The sequence below is a fragment of the Lentisalinibacter salinarum genome, from assembly GCF_040706555.1.
Classification (GTDB): Bacteria; Pseudomonadota; Gammaproteobacteria; order Steroidobacterales; family Woeseiaceae; genus Lentisalinibacter; species Lentisalinibacter salinarum.
Map to the genome: position 1 here is coordinate 1,321,965 of NZ_JAPDRH010000002.1, position 16,044 is coordinate 1,338,008.

Annotated in this window: 14 protein-coding genes; 5 read left to right on the top strand and 9 right to left on the bottom strand. The window is 67.2% G+C overall.

Annotation, left to right across the window (positions count from 1 at the left end; genetic code table 11):
- Positions 1 to 15: 15 nt before the first annotated feature.
- Complete coding sequence (locus ACJMKZ_RS09205) at positions 16 to 1,230, bottom strand: bifunctional alpha/beta hydrolase/OsmC family protein (protein ID WP_405232890.1); 1,215 nt, start codon at positions 1,228 to 1,230, stop codon at positions 16 to 18.
- 50 nt (positions 1,231 to 1,280) lie between these two features.
- On the opposite strand from ACJMKZ_RS09205, the gene mnmE reads away from it, so the two are divergent.
- The 4 genes from mnmE to ACJMKZ_RS09225 all read left to right on the top strand — a co-directional run bounded on the left by mnmE (position 1,281) and on the right by ACJMKZ_RS09225 (position 6,154).
- Positions 1,281 to 2,633, top strand: coding sequence for a tRNA uridine-5-carboxymethylaminomethyl(34) synthesis GTPase MnmE (mnmE, locus tag ACJMKZ_RS09210; protein WP_405232891.1), 1,353 nt, complete (start codon positions 1,281 to 1,283; stop codon positions 2,631 to 2,633).
- A 2-nt stretch (positions 2,634 to 2,635) separates the two neighbouring features.
- Positions 2,636 to 3,238 (top strand): hypothetical protein, encoded by a 603-nt coding sequence (locus ACJMKZ_RS09215; RefSeq protein WP_405232892.1) that lies wholly within the window; start codon positions 2,636 to 2,638, stop codon positions 3,236 to 3,238.
- 7 nt (positions 3,239 to 3,245) lie between these two features.
- Positions 3,246 to 4,736 (top strand): flavin-containing monooxygenase, encoded by a 1,491-nt coding sequence (locus ACJMKZ_RS09220; protein ID WP_405232893.1) that lies wholly within the window; start codon positions 3,246 to 3,248, stop codon positions 4,734 to 4,736.
- Positions 4,737 to 4,909: 173 nt separating this feature from the next.
- Positions 4,910 to 6,154 carry a sensor histidine kinase gene (locus tag ACJMKZ_RS09225; protein WP_405232894.1) on the top strand — a complete coding sequence of 415 codons (1,245 nt, stop codon included), beginning with the start codon at positions 4,910 to 4,912 and terminating at the stop codon, positions 6,152 to 6,154.
- Here the strand turns inward: ACJMKZ_RS09225 and ACJMKZ_RS09230 are convergent.
- The 4 genes from ACJMKZ_RS09230 to ACJMKZ_RS09245 all read right to left on the bottom strand — a co-directional run bounded on the left by ACJMKZ_RS09230 (position 6,143) and on the right by ACJMKZ_RS09245 (position 11,270).
- Complete coding sequence (locus tag ACJMKZ_RS09230) at positions 6,143 to 6,784, bottom strand: response regulator (RefSeq protein ID WP_405232895.1); 642 nt, start codon at positions 6,782 to 6,784, stop codon at positions 6,143 to 6,145. The genes ACJMKZ_RS09225 and ACJMKZ_RS09230 overlap by 12 nt on opposite strands.
- A 148-nt stretch (positions 6,785 to 6,932) precedes the next feature.
- Positions 6,933 to 8,105: a response regulator gene (locus ACJMKZ_RS09235; RefSeq protein WP_405232896.1), complete on the bottom strand. Its 1,173-nt coding sequence runs from the start codon at positions 8,103 to 8,105 to the stop codon at positions 6,933 to 6,935.
- A 74-nt stretch (positions 8,106 to 8,179) separates the two neighbouring features.
- Positions 8,180 to 10,456 (bottom strand): multicopper oxidase family protein, encoded by a 2,277-nt coding sequence (locus ACJMKZ_RS09240; RefSeq protein WP_405232897.1) that lies wholly within the window; start codon positions 10,454 to 10,456, stop codon positions 8,180 to 8,182.
- A gap of 253 nt (positions 10,457 to 10,709) precedes the next feature.
- On the bottom strand, positions 10,710 to 11,270 hold the full coding sequence (locus ACJMKZ_RS09245) for a helix-turn-helix domain-containing protein (RefSeq protein ID WP_405232898.1): 561 nt from the start codon (positions 11,268 to 11,270) through the stop codon (positions 10,710 to 10,712).
- 104 nt (positions 11,271 to 11,374) lie between these two features.
- Between ACJMKZ_RS09245 and ACJMKZ_RS09250 the strand changes: the two genes are divergently transcribed.
- Complete coding sequence (locus ACJMKZ_RS09250) at positions 11,375 to 11,779, top strand: VOC family protein (protein ID WP_405232899.1); 405 nt, start codon at positions 11,375 to 11,377, stop codon at positions 11,777 to 11,779.
- Between the two features lie 67 nt (positions 11,780 to 11,846).
- Here ACJMKZ_RS09250 and ACJMKZ_RS09255 read toward each other — a convergent pair whose 3' ends face one another.
- The 4 genes from ACJMKZ_RS09255 to ACJMKZ_RS09270 all read right to left on the bottom strand — a co-directional run bounded on the left by ACJMKZ_RS09255 (position 11,847) and on the right by ACJMKZ_RS09270 (position 15,890).
- Positions 11,847 to 12,401 (bottom strand): porin family protein, encoded by a 555-nt coding sequence (locus ACJMKZ_RS09255; protein ID WP_405232900.1) that lies wholly within the window; start codon positions 12,399 to 12,401, stop codon positions 11,847 to 11,849.
- Between the two features lie 104 nt (positions 12,402 to 12,505).
- A complete protein-coding gene (locus ACJMKZ_RS09260) occupies positions 12,506 to 13,684 on the bottom strand; it encodes an ABC transporter permease (protein WP_405232901.1) in 1,179 nt (392 codons plus the stop codon).
- Positions 13,681 to 14,412, bottom strand: coding sequence for an ABC transporter ATP-binding protein (locus tag ACJMKZ_RS09265; protein ID WP_405232902.1), 732 nt, complete (start codon positions 14,410 to 14,412; stop codon positions 13,681 to 13,683). Before ACJMKZ_RS09265 ends, ACJMKZ_RS09260 begins: the two co-directional genes overlap by 4 nt.
- Positions 14,409 to 15,890, bottom strand: coding sequence for an alpha/beta hydrolase (locus tag ACJMKZ_RS09270; RefSeq protein ID WP_405232903.1), 1,482 nt, complete (start codon positions 15,888 to 15,890; stop codon positions 14,409 to 14,411). Before ACJMKZ_RS09270 ends, ACJMKZ_RS09265 begins: the two co-directional genes overlap by 4 nt.
- Positions 15,891 to 16,044 lie beyond the last annotated feature (154 nt).

Here is a 16,044-nt window from a genome sequence, read left to right on the forward strand (position 1 = left end):
TGACCCGGTCGCCGCTCAGCGGCGCAGCCGGGTCTGCACCTGGATCTCGCCGTGCAGGCTGCGGTGCACCGGGCAGCGGTCGGCGATCTCGGTGATGCGCTCGAGTTGCTCGTCGGTGAGGTCGCCCTCGACCGTCAGTTCGCGCTCGAACCGGTCGATCTTGCCGTCCCGCTGTTCGCATTCCTCGCAGTCCTTCGCGTGGATCTTGTCGTGGCGCACGCTCACCGTCACCGACTCCAGCGGCAGCTTCTTGTGATCGGCATACATGCGGATGGTCATGCTGGTGCAGGTGGCCAGCGCGCCGCTCAGCAGATCGTAGGGCGTGGGGCCCATGTTCGTGCCGCCGTAGTCCTCGGGCTCGTCGGCGATGAGGGTGTGTCCGGACAGGCTCACGTCGCTCCTGAACCCGGACGCGCCGGTGCGGGACACCGCCTCGCGGGGGTCGGCGCCGAGCCGCAGCACCGGACGGTCGATCTCGAGATACTTCGCCGCCCAGGCGGCGAGCACCCGGCCGGCGTAGCGGGAGTCCGGCTCGTCGCTCATCAGGTGATCGGCCTGGTCCAGGCTGACGAAACTCTTCGGATGCATGGCGTTGGTGAACAGCAACGTCGCGTTCTCGATATCCACCACGGTATCCAGCGGCGAGTGCAGGATCAGCAGCGGTCGGCGCAACTCTCCCACTGCCTTCGGCAGTTCGTGCTCGCCGAGGTCCTCGAGGAACTGCCTGCGTATGCGAAAGCTGCGGCCGCCGAGGTCCACCTCGGCCTCGCCTTCCTCCTCGATGCGTGCCCGGTCGCACGCGAACAGCCGCGCCACGTGCTCCGGGTCGGCGGGCGATCCGATGGTGGCGACGGCCTGCACCGTCTCCAGTTCCGCCGCCGCCTGCAGCACTGCCGTGCCGCCGAGGCTGTGGCCGATGAGCAGGCGCGGGCTCTCGTGCTCCTCGCCGAGGTAGCGCACCGCCGCGAGCAGGTCGGAGACGTTGCTGGAGAAATTCGTGGCGGCGAAATCCCCCTCACTCTGGCCGAGCCCGGTAAAATCGAAGCGGAGTACGGCGTAGCCGTGGTCGGCGAGTACCCGCGCGATGTTCACCGCGGCTTTCGCGTTCTTGGTGCAGGTGAAGCAATGCGCGAACAGCGCCCACGCCCGCGGCCGTCCTGCCGGTTCGTCGATCAGGCCGGTCAGCGTGTCGCCGCCGTCGTTGCGGAATTTCACGGTGCGGGTTTTCATGCCGGCGTTCCTTTTCTTGCTGCCAGTGCGATGCGAGGCCAGAGTTCCCCGTGACTCCCGAGGATGACACCATTGTGGCGCTGGCGACACCGCCCGGCCGGGGCGGAGTGGGCATCGTGCGCGTCTCCGGCCCGGCCGTGCCGCAGATGCTGCAGGCGCTATTCGGCGTCGTGGCGCCGCCGCGCCGCGCCCGCCTGGTGCATCTGGCGGAGGCCGACGGCGCGCCCATCGATCACGGCCTGCTGCTCTACTTCGCCGCGCCCCATTCGTTCACCGGTGAGCACGTATTCGAATTCCAGGGCCACGGCGGCCCCGTGGTGATGCAGCTCGCCATCGAGCGCTTCATGGAACTCGGGGCCCGGCTCGCCGAGCCGGGCGAATTCTCACGGCGGGCTTTCCTCAACGACCGGCTCGATCTCGCCCAGGCGGAGGCCATCGCGGACGTCATCGCCAGCGGTTCCGCCCAGGCCGCGCGGGCCGCGCTGCGCTCGCTCGAGGGCGAGTTCTCGGCGGCTGTGCATCACCTCACCGAACTCCTGACCCGGCTGCGCATGTACGTGGAGGCGGCCATCGACTTTCCGGAGGAGGAAATCGACTTCCTGTCCGACCAGGCGCTGGCCGAGCGCGTGCAGGGCGTGGCCACGGCATTCGACGAACTCACCGCCCGGGCCGAACAGGGGCGGCTCCTCGCCGACGGCATCACCGTGGTCATCGCCGGCCGGCCGAACGCCGGCAAGTCGAGCCTGCTGAACGCGCTGGCCGGCACGGAGACGGCTATCGTGACCGACATCCCCGGCACCACGCGGGACCTGCTGCGCGAGACCATCGTCATCGACGGGCTGGCCGTCCATCTCACCGACACCGCCGGACTGCGGGCGGACGCGGATGCGGTCGAGGCCGAAGGCATCCGCCGCGCAAGGGCGACGCTGGCCACCGCGGATCATGCGCTGGTGCTGCTCGATGCGGCAGACGAAAGCGCGCCCCGGCAGGCGGTGGCGGAGGAACTGCTCGCGGAGCTGCCCGCGGAGCTCGCCCACACCGTCGTGGTCAACAAGGTGGACCTGAGCGGCGAGGCATCCGGCGTCCGCCCGGACGGCACCCTGCACGTCTCCGCGAAGACGGGCGTCGGACTGGATGCGCTGCGCGCGTATCTGCGCGCGCTCGCCGGCAGCGCCGACTTCGGCGAGGGCGCGCTGTCGGCGCGGCGCCGCCACCTCGAAGCGCTGACCGACGCACGCACGCGTTTCGACGCCGGGCGGCATCACCTCGAGACGAGCCGGGCCGGAGAACTGATGGCCGAGGAGCTGCGCCAGGCGCAGATGGCCCTCGGGCGTATCACCGGCGAGGTCACCAGCGACGACCTGTTGGGACGGATTTTCTCGAGTTTCTGCATAGGCAAGTGAGTGTGATAGAACCCGCCGAATTCCTGTTGTCCCTGGCCGAGATCGCCGTCGCGCTGGCGGGTTTCTCGGGCCTCATCGTAGCCATACGCGCCACGGCGACCGATGGCTGGCACCCGCGCGACATCTGGTCCCTGTCCTGGATGATGGGGGCGAGTGTCGGCGTACTGTTTCTCGCGCTGCTGCCGCTGTGGCTCGGCGGATTCGATCTGCCGGCGGCCGCCGCCTACCACGTTTCGGCCATCGTGGCGTGCGTCTACTGCACTGCGCTGCTGGTGCTGATGACGGCCATCGGCCGGGCGCTCACGCGGCGGGGCTATCCGCGGCGTATCCCGTTCTTTCCCACCGCGATGGTGACCCTGCTGGTCACGGCGCTGGCCGCCGTCGGCGCCGTGGCCGCCGGTGCCGTACCGACGGGGTGGACCCACGGCACCTATACAGGCGGGCTGATCGCCCTGCTGCTCGTCGCCTCGCTCGCCCTCGCCGTATTCCTCGTCCTGCTAGCGAGGTCGGTCGGGGCGCGCAGGGAGGACCGACGGGTTACCATGACCGACGGCGTCACCGCAGACGGCGCAGCGGCAGACGCACCCGCAGACAGAGGAGCTTGAGAACAGCGTGAGCACGGAGATCCATGACGTCATCATCGTCGGTGCCGGACTGTCCGGCATCGGTGCGGCCGCGCACCTGGAGCAGGAATGCCAAGGCAAGCGCTACGTGATACTGGAGGGCCGCGATCGTATGGGCGGCACCTGGGACCTGTTCCGCTACCCGGGCATCCGTTCGGACAGCGACATGCACACGCTCGGCTACGACTTCAAACCCTGGCGGGCCGAGAAGGCCATCGCCGACGGGCCGGCCATCCTCGACTACATCCGCGACACGGCCGCCGAGTACGGCATCGACGAGCACGTCCGCTACGGTCACCGGGTGCGCAGCGCGGCGTGGTCGAGCGAGGAGGCCGCGTGGACCGTGGAAGCGGAGCGGAGCGACACCGGCGAGACGGTCACGTTGCGCGGCAACTTCCTCATCATGTGTTCCGGCTATTTCAGCTACGAGCACGGTTACACGCCGGACTTCCCTGGCCGCGAGCATTTCGGCGGCGAGATCGTCCACCCCCAGGAATGGCCGGAAGACCTCGACTACGCCGGCAAGCGGATCGTGGTCATCGGCTCCGGTGCTACGGCCATGACGCTGGTGCCCGCCATGGCGAAAGATGCCGGCCACGTGGTGATGCTGCAGCGCTCTCCCACCTACGTGGTCTCCCGCCCGGACCGCGACGTCATAGCCAACTTCCTGCGCAGGATCCTGCCGGGGCGCGCTGCCTACCGGCTCACCCGCTGGAAGAACATCGCGCTGCAGCGCTGGTTCTACGGCCGCACCCGCAAGGCGCCGGAGAAGGTGAAGCGTCAGCTGCTGAAGTGGGTGCGTGCCGAACTCGGCGAAGACTTCGACGTGGAGAAGCACTTCACGCCGGACTACGACCCCTGGGACCAGCGTCTCTGCCTGGTGCCGAACAGCGACCTGTTCCGCGCGCTCCGCGCCGGGCGCGCCTCGGTGGTCACCGATACCGTCGATACCTTCACCGAGACCGGCATCCGGCTTTCCTCCGGCGAGGAACTCGACGCCGACGTCATCGTGACCGCCACCGGCCTCGACCTGGTGGTACTCGGCGGTGTGCGATTCGCCGTGGACGGCCAGCCGGTGGACTTCGCCGACACCGTGACCTATCGCGGCATGATGTATTCCGGCGTGCCGAACATGGTCTCCGTGTTCGGCTACATCAACGCCTCCTGGACCCTGCGCGCGGATCTCATCGAGCACTTCGCCTGCCGGCTCATCAACCGCCTGGATGAAACCGGCAGCCGGCAGGTGACGCCGCGGCTGCGCCCGCAGGACCGGGGCATGACCCTCAGGCCCTACGTCGAGGACTTCACGCCCGGCTACATGCTGCGCGTAATGCACCGCTTCCCGAAGCAGGGCGACCGGGAACCCTGGACCAACCCGCAGGACTACCGCCAGGACCGCAGGACTTTCCTGGAAGGCTCCCTGGAGGACGGAGCGCTCGAGTTCAAAGCGCGGGCACGGCCCCGCGACAGGGCGGCCTGAGGCGAATTCGTGTCGGGATATTTTACATAAGCCCGCAGCATTTGACCCTCGGTCGACCGCCCACCCCGCGTAACTTATTGAGCGATCGAGAAAGTGCGGTCGCTGGTATCGCTCTTGCATATCCGGTAACCGGAATACCGTCCCGTCTCTGTGCCACGAAGGGGAGCGGCACGATGGCGACCACAGAAGAACAGGTCCGCGGCAGCCATTACTGCCGCAAGGATCGGCGGGAACGCGACCCCGCCCACACACCGGGCACGACCACGAGCCAGCCGGTGCCGGAACTCGTTTTGCTGCTGGACGGGGAGGCCCGCATCGTGCGCTGGACCGGACCGCATCCCGGACCGCGCCTCGGCCAGCTGCCCCTCCGGGCAGGAATGACTATCCACGACGCACTGCATCCCGGTTGCAGCCGCCAGGCGTGCCGCCTCGCCACGGCCTTCTCGGAGGCCTGGGAGACGCACCGGTCCGGCCTGCCGGTGGAGTGGTTGTTCGCCTCGACGAGCCTGGACGGTGTGCTGAAGCTCAGGCTCCAGTCCGTTGCCTACGTCTGCGGCGCCCTGTTCGGAGAAGCCGTCACCTGCTATGAGAGTCACTCCGTTCTGTTCATGCACGACATCACGGCGGGTTACCGTGCCGCGGAACGCGACGAGAACCCGAGCTGGCGGGCGGTGCGGCAGGATGAGACGACCGCGCCGCTGGTGCAGCGCTTTTTGCCGGTCGGTTCCCCGGTGCTCGAACCGGCGCCGGACGCCCGGCTCACCGGCCTTACCGCAAGGCTGCTGGTGGCGCAGGAGGCCGAACAGAAGCGCCTCGCCGCCGAACTGCACGACGGGCTGGGTCAGTCTCTGAGTATTCTGCGTTTCGAGATCGAGGGCTGCCTGGATGGCGACGCGGATCCCGCAAAGGCAGCCGCCACCCTGGCGCGGGCGGCCGATTACGTGCGCCGCTCGCAGGAGGAACTCCGCCGCATCACCTCCAACCTGGGACCGGTGGCGCTGAAGAAGCACGGGCTCAGCGGTTCGCTGGAACTGCTCTGTCTGGAGCTGCTGGCCGCATGTCCGGACCTGGAAGTACGCTGCTCTCTCGACGGGCGAGACCACCAGGTGTCCGAACAGCTCGCCGTCGCGATCTACCGGATCGCGCAGGAGGCTCTCAACAATGTGGCGTCTCATGCGCGGGCCACGCGCGTGAAGCTCCGCTTCCGGACGCTGGACGACGCCGTGGAATTGCGTATCGTCGACGACGGAGTCGGTCTGCCGCTCAACAACGGCGATCGTAGGGAAGGCCTCGGGCTCAGCACCATGCGCGAGCGGACGGAGGCCCTCGGTGGGCGGTTCAGCCTGGTGAGCGCGCCGGGAAAGGGCTGTCAGATCCGCGTGCGCTGGGGCACGGCCGCCTTTCCTTCACTGCGATAGCAGCCCGTTCTCCAGGGCATAGGTGGTCACCGCCGAGACATTTTTGAGGCCGAGCTTGCGCATCATGTTGGCGCGGTGCTTCTCCACCGTCTTCGCGCTCAGCGACAGGTAACCGGCAATCTGCCGGGTGGTGTATCCCTCGGCCACCAGCTTCAGCACTTCCCGCTCGCGCTCGGTGAGAATCTCCCAGGAGCGGGTCCTGCTCGTTCTCTCCGGCTGTTCGCCGGCGCGTACGTAGCCCGACATGACGCGGTCGCAGATGGCCGGGCTGAGATAACTCCGCCCCGCCGCGACGTGCTTCACGGCCGTGAGCAGCTCGGCGCGCCCGTCATCTTTCAGCACGTAACCGTCGGCGCCGGCCTGCAGCGCGGCGTGTATGTGCACGTCTTCCTTGTGGAAGGTGAGCACCACCACGTGCACCTCCGGATGGCGGCGCTTGATCACGCTGATGGCGCGCGCACCGTCCGTGCGGGGCATGGAAAGATCGATGAGCACCAGGTCCGGCTCGTGCCGGTCCACCACCTGGATCGCCGCCTTACCGTCCGCGGCCGTCGCGACCACTTCGAGGCCTTCCTCGTTCCCCAGCATCGCGGTAAGGCCGTCCCGCATGATCGCGTGGTCGTCGACCACTACGATCCGGGTCGGTCCCGGCCGCTGACCTGAGGCCACTACGCTAACCACTTCGGCTACTCTCTGTCCCCCCCCGACGTGGGCACCATGATAGACCCCTGACTGCCGTCCGGCACCTGTCGCAGACAGGCGACAGCTGCGGACGGCTTCATCGCAGCAATCCGGCCGTGTAGAGCGGCAGAACCTCGCAGTCCTGGAGCGCCTGGCCGGCCGGCTCCAGCATGAAGCGGTCGCCGTTCGCGCGGATGCAGAAAGCGCCCGCGGACGTCTCGATGCGCACCTGCCCGAGTATGCCCATCGACTGCAGTTCCGTGATCAGCGCCGTGGCGGCGTCCGGGGGAATTGCATCCGTCTTCGGCACGGGTGCATCGGCCGAGCCAGGCTCATCTATTGCCGGCGCTACAGCGTGTGTCCGCAGCTCCTTCACGCTGCGGCCGAGTTGCGCCAGTGCCGCCGCTTGCGTCTCCAGTGCCGCGTTGATCCTGTCGCTGGCGGCCTGCGCCTCCAACACTCCGGGCCGCATCGTCAGTCCCGCGACGAGCCCCGCGGTCAGCATCACGATACAGGACGCCGCAATGGCAGAGTTCCGCCAGCCGCGGCCCTTGCGCCGCCGCACGGCGTCGTTGTGCCGGCGCATCTGCACGGCCCGCTCCAGCCTGGCGTTGGAGGCCTCGAGCGTCGTCTCCAGCCGCGCGAACAGGTCGCTGCGCATGCGCTCCTCGTAGCGCTCCAGTATCACGAACTCCGCCAGAAGATCCTGGCGCAGCTTTTCGTGTTGTGCCTGGATCAGCGGCTCGAGCCCATGCAGCAGGTCGATGCGTCCGATATCGTCCGTCGATGCACCGTCGCGCTCGACCGTTTGGGCACGATTGCGCGGCATCGGCACCACCTTGGCAGCGTCCGAGGCCTGCGCCTGTGTCGGCAGCAGATCCAGCCGCCGGAGTATCTCGTTCAGCTTCTTTGTCTCGCCGGTCTTGAAGAACACGTCGTCGGCACCAGCTGCCTTCGCCTGTTCGGCGAACGCGTCGGTGTCCTGGGACGTGTACATCACGATGGGCAGCTTCGCGCTGCGCGGCTGCGCCCTCAGCCGGCGGACGCACTCCAGCCCGTCGATGCCAGGCAGCAGGTGGTCCATGAAGACGACGTCGGGCAGCCCCATGCCGAGCCGTTTGACCGCCAGCTCCGCCGAGTCCGCGAGGTCTACCTCGAAGCCGAGGCGGTCCAGCAGTCCGTAGAGCACGTAACGGGCGATGCGCGAGTCGTCGACGACCAGGGCGCGTGGTCTGGTGTGGATGTCTTCTCTCTGAATGACGGCAGCCATGGTTCTCTCCAGTGTTCGGGATGATCCGGTTGGCGGAGGGGGCAGTGCGCAAGCACCACCCCCTCGTCCATCACCTACATGCCGTTGCCGTGGAGTGTGTAGTTCTCCCAGTCCTCCCTCGCTTTGGTGCCAGGGCCGACGTAAAGGGCCCGCATCATCTCGTGGTCCTCGTGCGAGAGGATGTGGCAGTGCCAGACATAGCGTCCCGGTTTGTCGAAGGTAGCTCGGATGATGGTCACCTCGCCCGGTCGTGCCGTCACCATGTCCTTCGGCGCATTCGCGTCGACGTAGGCGCCGCCGGGATTGAACGGCGCGGGATCGTAGGTCGGGTTTATCACCCGGAAGCCAGACCCGGTCAGCTTGTTGTGCTGAACGACGACCTGTTCCTCGAGGTAGGTCCCGTCGCCGACGGCCGTAGCCGCTTTTGCGTTCGGTATCACCCGCGTCTCGTCGTCTTCTGTAGCGATGGAGCCGTCGGCAAGTACATCGCCTGCCTCAATTGTGTTGGAGTCCCAAACGATCTTATGCCGGGAGACCACACCGAAGTGCACCAGGTGCAAGTGGATCGGGTGCGAGTCGCCGGTTACGTTGAAGATCTCCCATTGCTCCGTATCGCCGAGCTTCGGGTTTTCTGTCGTCGGGCTGTGCCAGGCGATGGAACCCTGCATCGGGCCGGTCAGCCCGTTGTCGACATACTCGGGCTGGTTCGGCCATTCGACAGGCATACCATCCGCATCGACAGCCGGCTCCGCAGTGCCCAACAGCGGTTGCAGGCGTCCGTACTCATCCGTGCCCTCGAACAACGCGACCTTGCGCGTCTTGTCCACGGTCTTCGGGCCGTAGTTCGTCGGGAACGCCGCGTCCCTCGCCGTGGCGTAGGCCGTCGCGCCCGCGGACGTCGGCGCGATGTCCGGATCGGCGCTGAGCGGCAGCAGGACGTCGAATGCCATGATGCGATCGGTCTGGCGATTCTCGAAGAGGTCCGCGGGATCGACGTCGTCACCGAAATCGAAACCGAACGGCGTATCACTGCCGATATTCTCCATGATGATCCGGTCGCCGGGCGTCACGCTCTTGAAGTCGAAGATGATGTCGTAGCGAGAGCCGGTCTCTATGACGAGCGTGTCGGTGGTGGTCGGGATGGAGGCGAGACCCTGGTCGCTGCCGATGACGGTGAACGGGATCGGCGCGCCAGCGCTGACAAGATCCTTTGCAGTCGGATTGGCAGCCCTGCGGAAACGCACCACCAGGAAGCGGCTATCGCAGCCGTTCAGCAGGCGCAGACGATAGTTGCGCGGCTCCACATCCATCTTCGGCCAGATTGCGCCATTGACCACGATGTGGTCGCCGAAGAACTCGGCCAGCGCCGTGGGGCCGCCGTTCTGGAAGCTGCTCAGGTCGGCGCCTTCACCATCGATGAAGTCGGCGTAGAACGGATCGCCGGGGAAGGCCGGATAAAAGAGTTCACCGGTGGCCGTGAACATCTTGTCCTGAATGGCGAGCGCGGCTTCGTATGGCCACGCCGGCAGGCTCAGCGTGTTATTCGCCCTGCCGGTGTCCCAGGCGTCCCTGATGATGTAGAAGCCGGCGAGTCCCGCGTAGACATTCAGGCGCGTGATGCCGAGAGCATGGTCGTGATACCAGACCGTGCCGGCGGGCTGGTCGTTGTCATACACGTACTCGTTCGTCACGTAGCGAGGCCCCCTGACCTGGCCGTTCGCGAGAACCGGCCCGAAGAAATACTCGGGATTGCCGTCGAATCCGGCGCGACTATGTCCGCCGTGCACATGCGCCACGATCGGTATGCCATTGTTTGCGACCGAATACTGTTTGTAATTGTCCTGCGGGGTATGCAGGCCGTATGCCCAGTGCAGGCTTTCGTCTAACGGTGAAAAGCCGAATGCGGCACCGCCGCCGGCGATCATGCTTGCGAACGTCGCGATCGGTAGCTGATTCGTACCGAGGTTGTTCTCCCAGATGACCTTCAGCGGTTCGTTGCTCGTCGCCTCGAAGGTCCTGCCGGGCCAGGACACGAACCGGTTATCCCCGTAGCCGAAGACCGGCGTGGACAGCGGGACGCCGAGGGCATCGGTGAGCCCGGTCTGCTGGATGGAGGCTCCCATCCCGACGGTAACTAGCTTCATCCCACCACGACCGCCCCTCGGACGGAACTTGAATGTCGGGCTCAGCGCGTCCGGAACCGGGGTGACGAACTTGAGCTGGGCGGCCGGGTCTGAGAGACCCGTTGCCAGTTCGACACCGTAGGCGCTCTCTATGAATCTGTGCCATGGCATGCCCGCCGCTGCAGCCGCAGCCATAGTCGCCTGAAGAAATGTTCTCCTCGTAACCATCTTGTGTCTCCTCGTATCTCGCGAGATGCGGTTGCGCCTGTCTTGTGCTTCCGTGCAGGCGTTATTGCAGAGATACAGGAACGAGGAGCCAGACAGAGGCGGGCAGAGCACCCGTACGGCAGGGCGGAATCCCTGCTTCCTGATGGGGGGAATCCCCTCGGGGGAAGTACCGATTGCGCCGCAGATTCAGCGGTCTAGATTAAGGGGGTTTGCAGGCGCTTGGTGAGTGCTGCGCCGAACGCTTAACGCGGCCTCAGAAGGGAATCGGTACGACGACGCTGATGGCCTCCGCCGTCTTTCTTCCCCGATTCCGGTACGAGTGCGCCTGATCCCCCGGGAATGCCAGTACGTCGCCTGCGCCGACGACGAATGCCTGGCCGGCCACGAGCACCGTCACCTCACCCACCAGACAGTGCAGGTACTCCTTCGTGCCGGCGATATGAGGGGTTCCCCCCATGGAGGCGCCGGCGGCGATCTCGATTCGATCGAGTTCGAGTCCGCGTGTCCGCTCCGGCAACAGCTTGCGCACGCTGACGGCACCCTGCCTGCGGCTGCGCACGGGAACATCGGCCGCTCTGAGCAGCTGGCATTCCGAGCGCGGCCGGGATAGCAGCTCCTCCAGCCCGACGCCGAGTGCGGTCGACAGCAGCGCCAGGTTGCTGAGAGAAGGGTTGGCGCCGCCGGATTCGATATTGGTCACCGTTGAGCGGGGCATGCCGGCACGCTCGGCCAGTTGCTCCTGACTCATGTTCTGCCGCCGCCGCAGGCTCCTGACGTTCGCGGCGAGGTATTTGGCTGCCCGGGACTGGCTCATGTGTTACTCCTTTGGCAATTCGCCAATGTACTGGCGTAAACGTTGGTATATTGCCATTACTTCGCCACTCTGACGGCATCACCAGTCAGACAGAGGAACAGGCCATGATCCAGGTAAACGGCATCGACCACGTCAACGTGTCCGTGCGGGACCTCGCGCGCTCCCTCCGGTTCTACACGGAGACTTTCGGGCTGGAGCTGAAGGAGGACGGCCGGGCCCGCGAGCGGCCCTTCGTCATCGTGGGCAGAGCCGGCGTCGCCTACCTGGCGCTGCACGAGAGCAAGGACGCCGGCCCCGCCGCGCATCCGGCGATCAACCACTGGGGATTCGTGGTTGGTGATCTCGACCCGGTGCTCGACCGGCTGGAGGCCGACGGGGTGAAGATCCGCTTCACCGACACCTATCCGCGCGGGGTGATCGAGTACCCCCGGTCCCGGTCCGTGTACGTCGAGGACCCGGATGGTCACGAGATCGAGCTCACCGAGGCCTTCGGCGGCGGTCTCGACTGATGCGGACGAGCCGGAGGCCGTAGCCTGAGGACGGCCTCCGGCTTGTTGCCCCGGGTGAGCCGGGGTTCTAGCGGAATCGGAACTGGACGCCTGCCGAGACCATCTCCACTTCCACGGTGTCCAGTTCGTAACGGGTCCAGTCTCCCGTTACCGAGAAATTACGAGTGAAGTCCACCCGCAGACCGGCGCCGTAGAAGAAGTTCTCGTCGCTCTCGTCGAAGCGGACGTCGTCCACGCGATTCTCGCTGTCCCAGAACAAAAAGCCGCCGCGGCCGGTGAGGATCAGGCTGTCGGTGACCGGCCAGCCGACGGTGCCCGCCACGGTGTAACCCTCGGCGTCGGCTGAGACGGGCACGAAGCTGGTGCCGATGTCTATGCGCTCATCCAGTTCGCCGAAATTCACGTAGCCGACCTCGGCGCCGAGGTAGTCGCTGAGTCGCCAGCCGCCATAGAGTCGCCAGGCGTCGGTGCTGGCGTCGAAGTCGAAGCCGTCGAAGAATTTCTCGGCGCTGACCTCGCCGAGGTCGCCGCCGACATAGAAGCCTCCGCCGGCGTTAGCGGCCGGGGTAAGTGCCAGTCCGAGCAGGCCGGCGCCGAGCCAGCCGAGGTGTCGTCTTTCCATGATGTCTTCCTCCGTCACGGGACGGCCGCAGGCCGGCCGTTAGCTTCGAGGCTAGGCCGGCCTGCCTTAACGGAGGCTGAAGGGAGCGACGGTCGGGGTCGGCGTCAGCCGAGGATGCCTTCGCGGCGATACAGCCGCATGGCGAGCCAGGTGAGCGCGATGCCCGCGATGAGCGTGCTGCCGACGGAGGTGACCACGAACAGCGGCGAGAGCGCCTCGTCCTTGATGAGGTCGGTCACCAGCAGGTGCTGGCTGAGGCTCGGTACCGCCATCCACTGCAGCGTGGGACGTACGGTGAGGAGGGCTGCGATCATGATCGGCAGCGTGGGGAGAAGCAGCACCACGGTCATGTAGCTCTGCGCCTCCTTGTAGCTCTTGGTGAAGGAGGCCACCACCGTCATGAGCGCGGCGCCGAGCAACGTGAACGGGGCGAGTATCAGGAAGGCCCGGGCGACGACGTCCGGCCCGAAGTTCGCGGTCATGCCCACCTTCTCCAGCGGCAGGAACTGCAGCGAGACGGAGAAAGCGATCAGCGCGGCGGCCAGCGACATGGACATGTAGAAGCAGGTGGCGAGGATCTTGCCGCCGATCAGCGTGCTGCGCTCGACGGGCAGCGTGAGCAGCGGCTCCAGCGAGCCCCGCTCCCGCTCGCCGGCGGTGGTGTCGATGGCGAGGTACATGCCGCCCATGAGCATCGAGAAGATCAGGAAGTAGCTCATCATGCCGAGCAGGATGGCCGAGCGCCCGGTGGGCGTGGAGACGTCGATCTCCTGCAGCTGCACGGCGCGCGTGACGGAGGGATCGATGCCACGGACCTGCAGGCGCAGCATGCCGATCTGCTGCCCCCAGGCATGCACAAGCCCGCGCGCCCGTCGGATGTCGCCGGTGGCGCGGTTGTTGGACTCGTCGATGATGAGTTCCACCCGGGCCGGGATGCCGCCGCGAAACTGTTCGCCGTAGAGCTCGGGGATGTAGAGGATCTGGTCGTGTTCGCCGGCCTTCACGGCGGCCATGGCCTCGTCCCGGCCGAGTGTGAGCTCCTCGGCGTCCACGTTGTTCCGGGTGAGGAAGTCCACCAGGTTGGGCGCACGTTCGGCGCCGGCAATGGCGAGCTCGAGCGGCTTGCCGGAGTCGGAGATGGCCTGGTCCAGCGACAGCGTCATGATGCCGAGGAAGAGCACCGGGCCGAACAGCGGGCCGAACACCAGCGCCGAGAGCAGCGTGCGCCGGTCGCGGAAGTTGTCCTTGACCTCCTTCGCGCAGACGGTGAGCAGGCGGCTCATTCCAGCCCCTCCGCAGAACCTATCGCGCTCACGAACGCATCCTCCAGGTTCTCCCGGCCGGTGCGGCTGCGGATCGCCTCCGGCGTGCCGGACAGCGCCACGCGGCCGTCGGAGATGATGACGATCTCGTCGCACAGCGCGGCCACCTCCTGCATCACGTGGCTGGAGAACAGCACGCACTTGCCCGCGTCCCGCAGCCGGCGGATGAGTTCGCGCAGCGAACGGGTGGCCATCACGTCGAGGCCGTTGGTGGGCTCGTCCAGGATGACGTTGCGGGGCTCGTGCACCATGGCCCGGGCCAGCGCCACCTTGGTGCGCTGGCCCTGGGAGAAGCCCTTGGTGCGCCGGTCGGCGAAGTCGCCGATCTCAAGCAGGTCGATCATGGATTGCACGCGGCCCGCGAGTTCCTCGCCGGCCAGCCCGTGCAGCGCGCCGTAGTAGGCGATGTTCTCGCGGGCCGTGAGCTGGGGATAGAGGCCGGAAGAGTGGGGCAGTGCGCCGAGGCGGGCGCGCGCGCCGAGGCTGTCGGCGGTGACGTCGATGCCGTCGATGCTGGCGCTGCCGCTGTCCGGTTTCAGCACGGTGTAGAGCACCCTGAGTGTCGTAGACTTGCCCGCGCCGTTGGGGCCGAGCAGGCCGGTGATTCGCCCGTCCTCGGCGGTGAAACTCACGTCCGTGACAGCCCGGACCTTGCCGAAAGACTTGGCGATGTTGTCTACGCGGATCATGGCCGGGGCCCGTTGAAGTCGAGGAAGAACGGCATGGGGCCGAGGCGGGAGACGCAGTCGGCTTCGAGGTCCTCGACACTGGCTGCGGCGACGAAATCGGCCACCAGCCGGGGCGTGCAACCGTGGGGCAGCAGTCCGTGGCCCTGTCCGGGTCCCACCACGTGGCGCGCGGTGTCGTATTGCGCGGCGGCACGGTCGCCCCAGGCCGGCGGCGTGACCGGGTCGAATTCGCCGGAGAGCAGCAGCACCGGCACGTCCGTATCCAGCGGCTCGCGGAAGTCGGGGTCGATCGGCCCCCGGGGCCAGTGGCGGCAGATCTCGCGCAGCATGTCGAGCTGCTGCTCGCCTATGAATGTCGCCCCCAGCGCCTCCCGATCGATGTCGGCCTCGGTCACGAAAGGCATGTCCTCGGCGCACACCACCGAGTGGTGCATCCCGATGGCCAGCGACTCGTACATCGACGCCTCGATCATCATGATCTGCGCGGTCAGCGGGCTCAGGTTGCCCCGGGCGCCCTCGTGGATGAGGTGGGGCAGAAGTGCGGCGCTGGCCGGGGCATAGGCCAGCAGCCTGACGGCGCCGGCCAGCTCCTGGTTGGAAAAGCGACGCTCGGCCACCTCGCCCGTAACGGGATGGTTCAGGGTGACCTCCTCGGGGCTGGCCGCCAGCCGGTCGAGCAGGGCGGCGAATTCGGATTCGACGTCCGGGAAGCGGCCGGCGCAGGCCTCACTCTGCGCGCAGCGAGCGAAGATGGCGTCCACCGCCGCCTGGGCGAACAGGGCGATGTCCGGGCCGAGGACTTCGCCGGCGGGTATCACGCCGTCGAGAACCACCGAGCGGGTCCGGTCCGGGTAGCGTCGCAGATAGTGCTGGGCCACGCGGGTGCCGTAGGAGATGCCGTAGAGGTTCAGCGCCGGGTAGCCGAGCGCCTCGCGCACGGCCTCCAGGTCGCGCACGGCGACGCTGGTGGTGTAGTAGCGCGGGTCTGCATCCAGCCCGTCGAGGCACTCGTTAACCAGCGGGCCGATCTCTTCGGGCTCAGGCACCTCTTCCAGCATGTCTTCGGATTCCGGGCACGTCAGCCGCGCGGATTCGCCGGTGCCGCGCTGATCGACCAGCAGGATCGGGCGCTCGCGGCGCAGGGCTTCGAAGGCGCCGCGGTAGGCCACGTAGAAATCGGTGGCCGCCTGTCCGGGGCCGCCGGCCAGCGGCACCACGGGATCCGATGCGGGCTCCACCGACAGGGCGGGCACCACGGCCACCCGCAGCGCGATCCGGCGCCCGTCCGGGTCGTCCGGGTTTTCGGGCCGCTCCAGCGTGCCGCAGCGGGCCTTCACCGTCGCCAGCCCCGGCCCGGCGTCCAGGCGGCAGTCCTCCAGCGCCAGCGTGCCCCCCGCGGCCGGCGCTGCCGCGGCGAGGATCGCCGCGGCGCATGATACGGACAGTGTCAGCGCGAATGTCGTCAGTCGGAAGGGCACAACCGCTCCCTGCAGTCCGCACGAAAGTGCGCAATACTGCGGCCCGGCCTGCCTGCTGTAAAGACGGTTTCCCCTTTGCTCCCGTTAGTCAGGCACTTAGAATGTGCCGCCTGCCGCCGCGTGCCAGCCTGCCCACTGCTGCCACCACGGCTAC

Bases quoted from the DNA above. Each gene is read 5' to 3' on its own strand.
- ACJMKZ_RS09205 (WP_405232890.1), bottom strand. From the start codon at position 1,230: ATGAAAACCCGCACCGTGAAATTCCGCAACGACGGCGGCGACACGCTG.
- ACJMKZ_RS09225 (WP_405232894.1), top strand. From the start codon at position 4,910: ATGGCGACCACAGAAGAACAGGTCCGCGGCAGCCATTACTGCCGCAAG.
- ACJMKZ_RS09235 (WP_405232896.1), bottom strand. From the start codon at position 8,105: ATGGCTGCCGTCATTCAGAGAGAAGACATCCACACCAGACCACGCGCC.
- ACJMKZ_RS09240 (WP_405232897.1), bottom strand. From the start codon at position 10,456: ATGGTTACGAGGAGAACATTTCTTCAGGCGACTATGGCTGCGGCTGCA.
- ACJMKZ_RS09245 (WP_405232898.1), bottom strand. From the start codon at position 11,270: ATGAGCCAGTCCCGGGCAGCCAAATACCTCGCCGCGAACGTCAGGAGC.
- ACJMKZ_RS09250 (WP_405232899.1), top strand. From the start codon at position 11,375: ATGATCCAGGTAAACGGCATCGACCACGTCAACGTGTCCGTGCGGGAC.
- ACJMKZ_RS09255 (WP_405232900.1), bottom strand. From the start codon at position 12,401: ATGGAAAGACGACACCTCGGCTGGCTCGGCGCCGGCCTGCTCGGACTG.
- ACJMKZ_RS09260 (WP_405232901.1), bottom strand. From the start codon at position 13,684: ATGAGCCGCCTGCTCACCGTCTGCGCGAAGGAGGTCAAGGACAACTTC.
- ACJMKZ_RS09265 (WP_405232902.1), bottom strand. From the start codon at position 14,412: ATGATCCGCGTAGACAACATCGCCAAGTCTTTCGGCAAGGTCCGGGCT.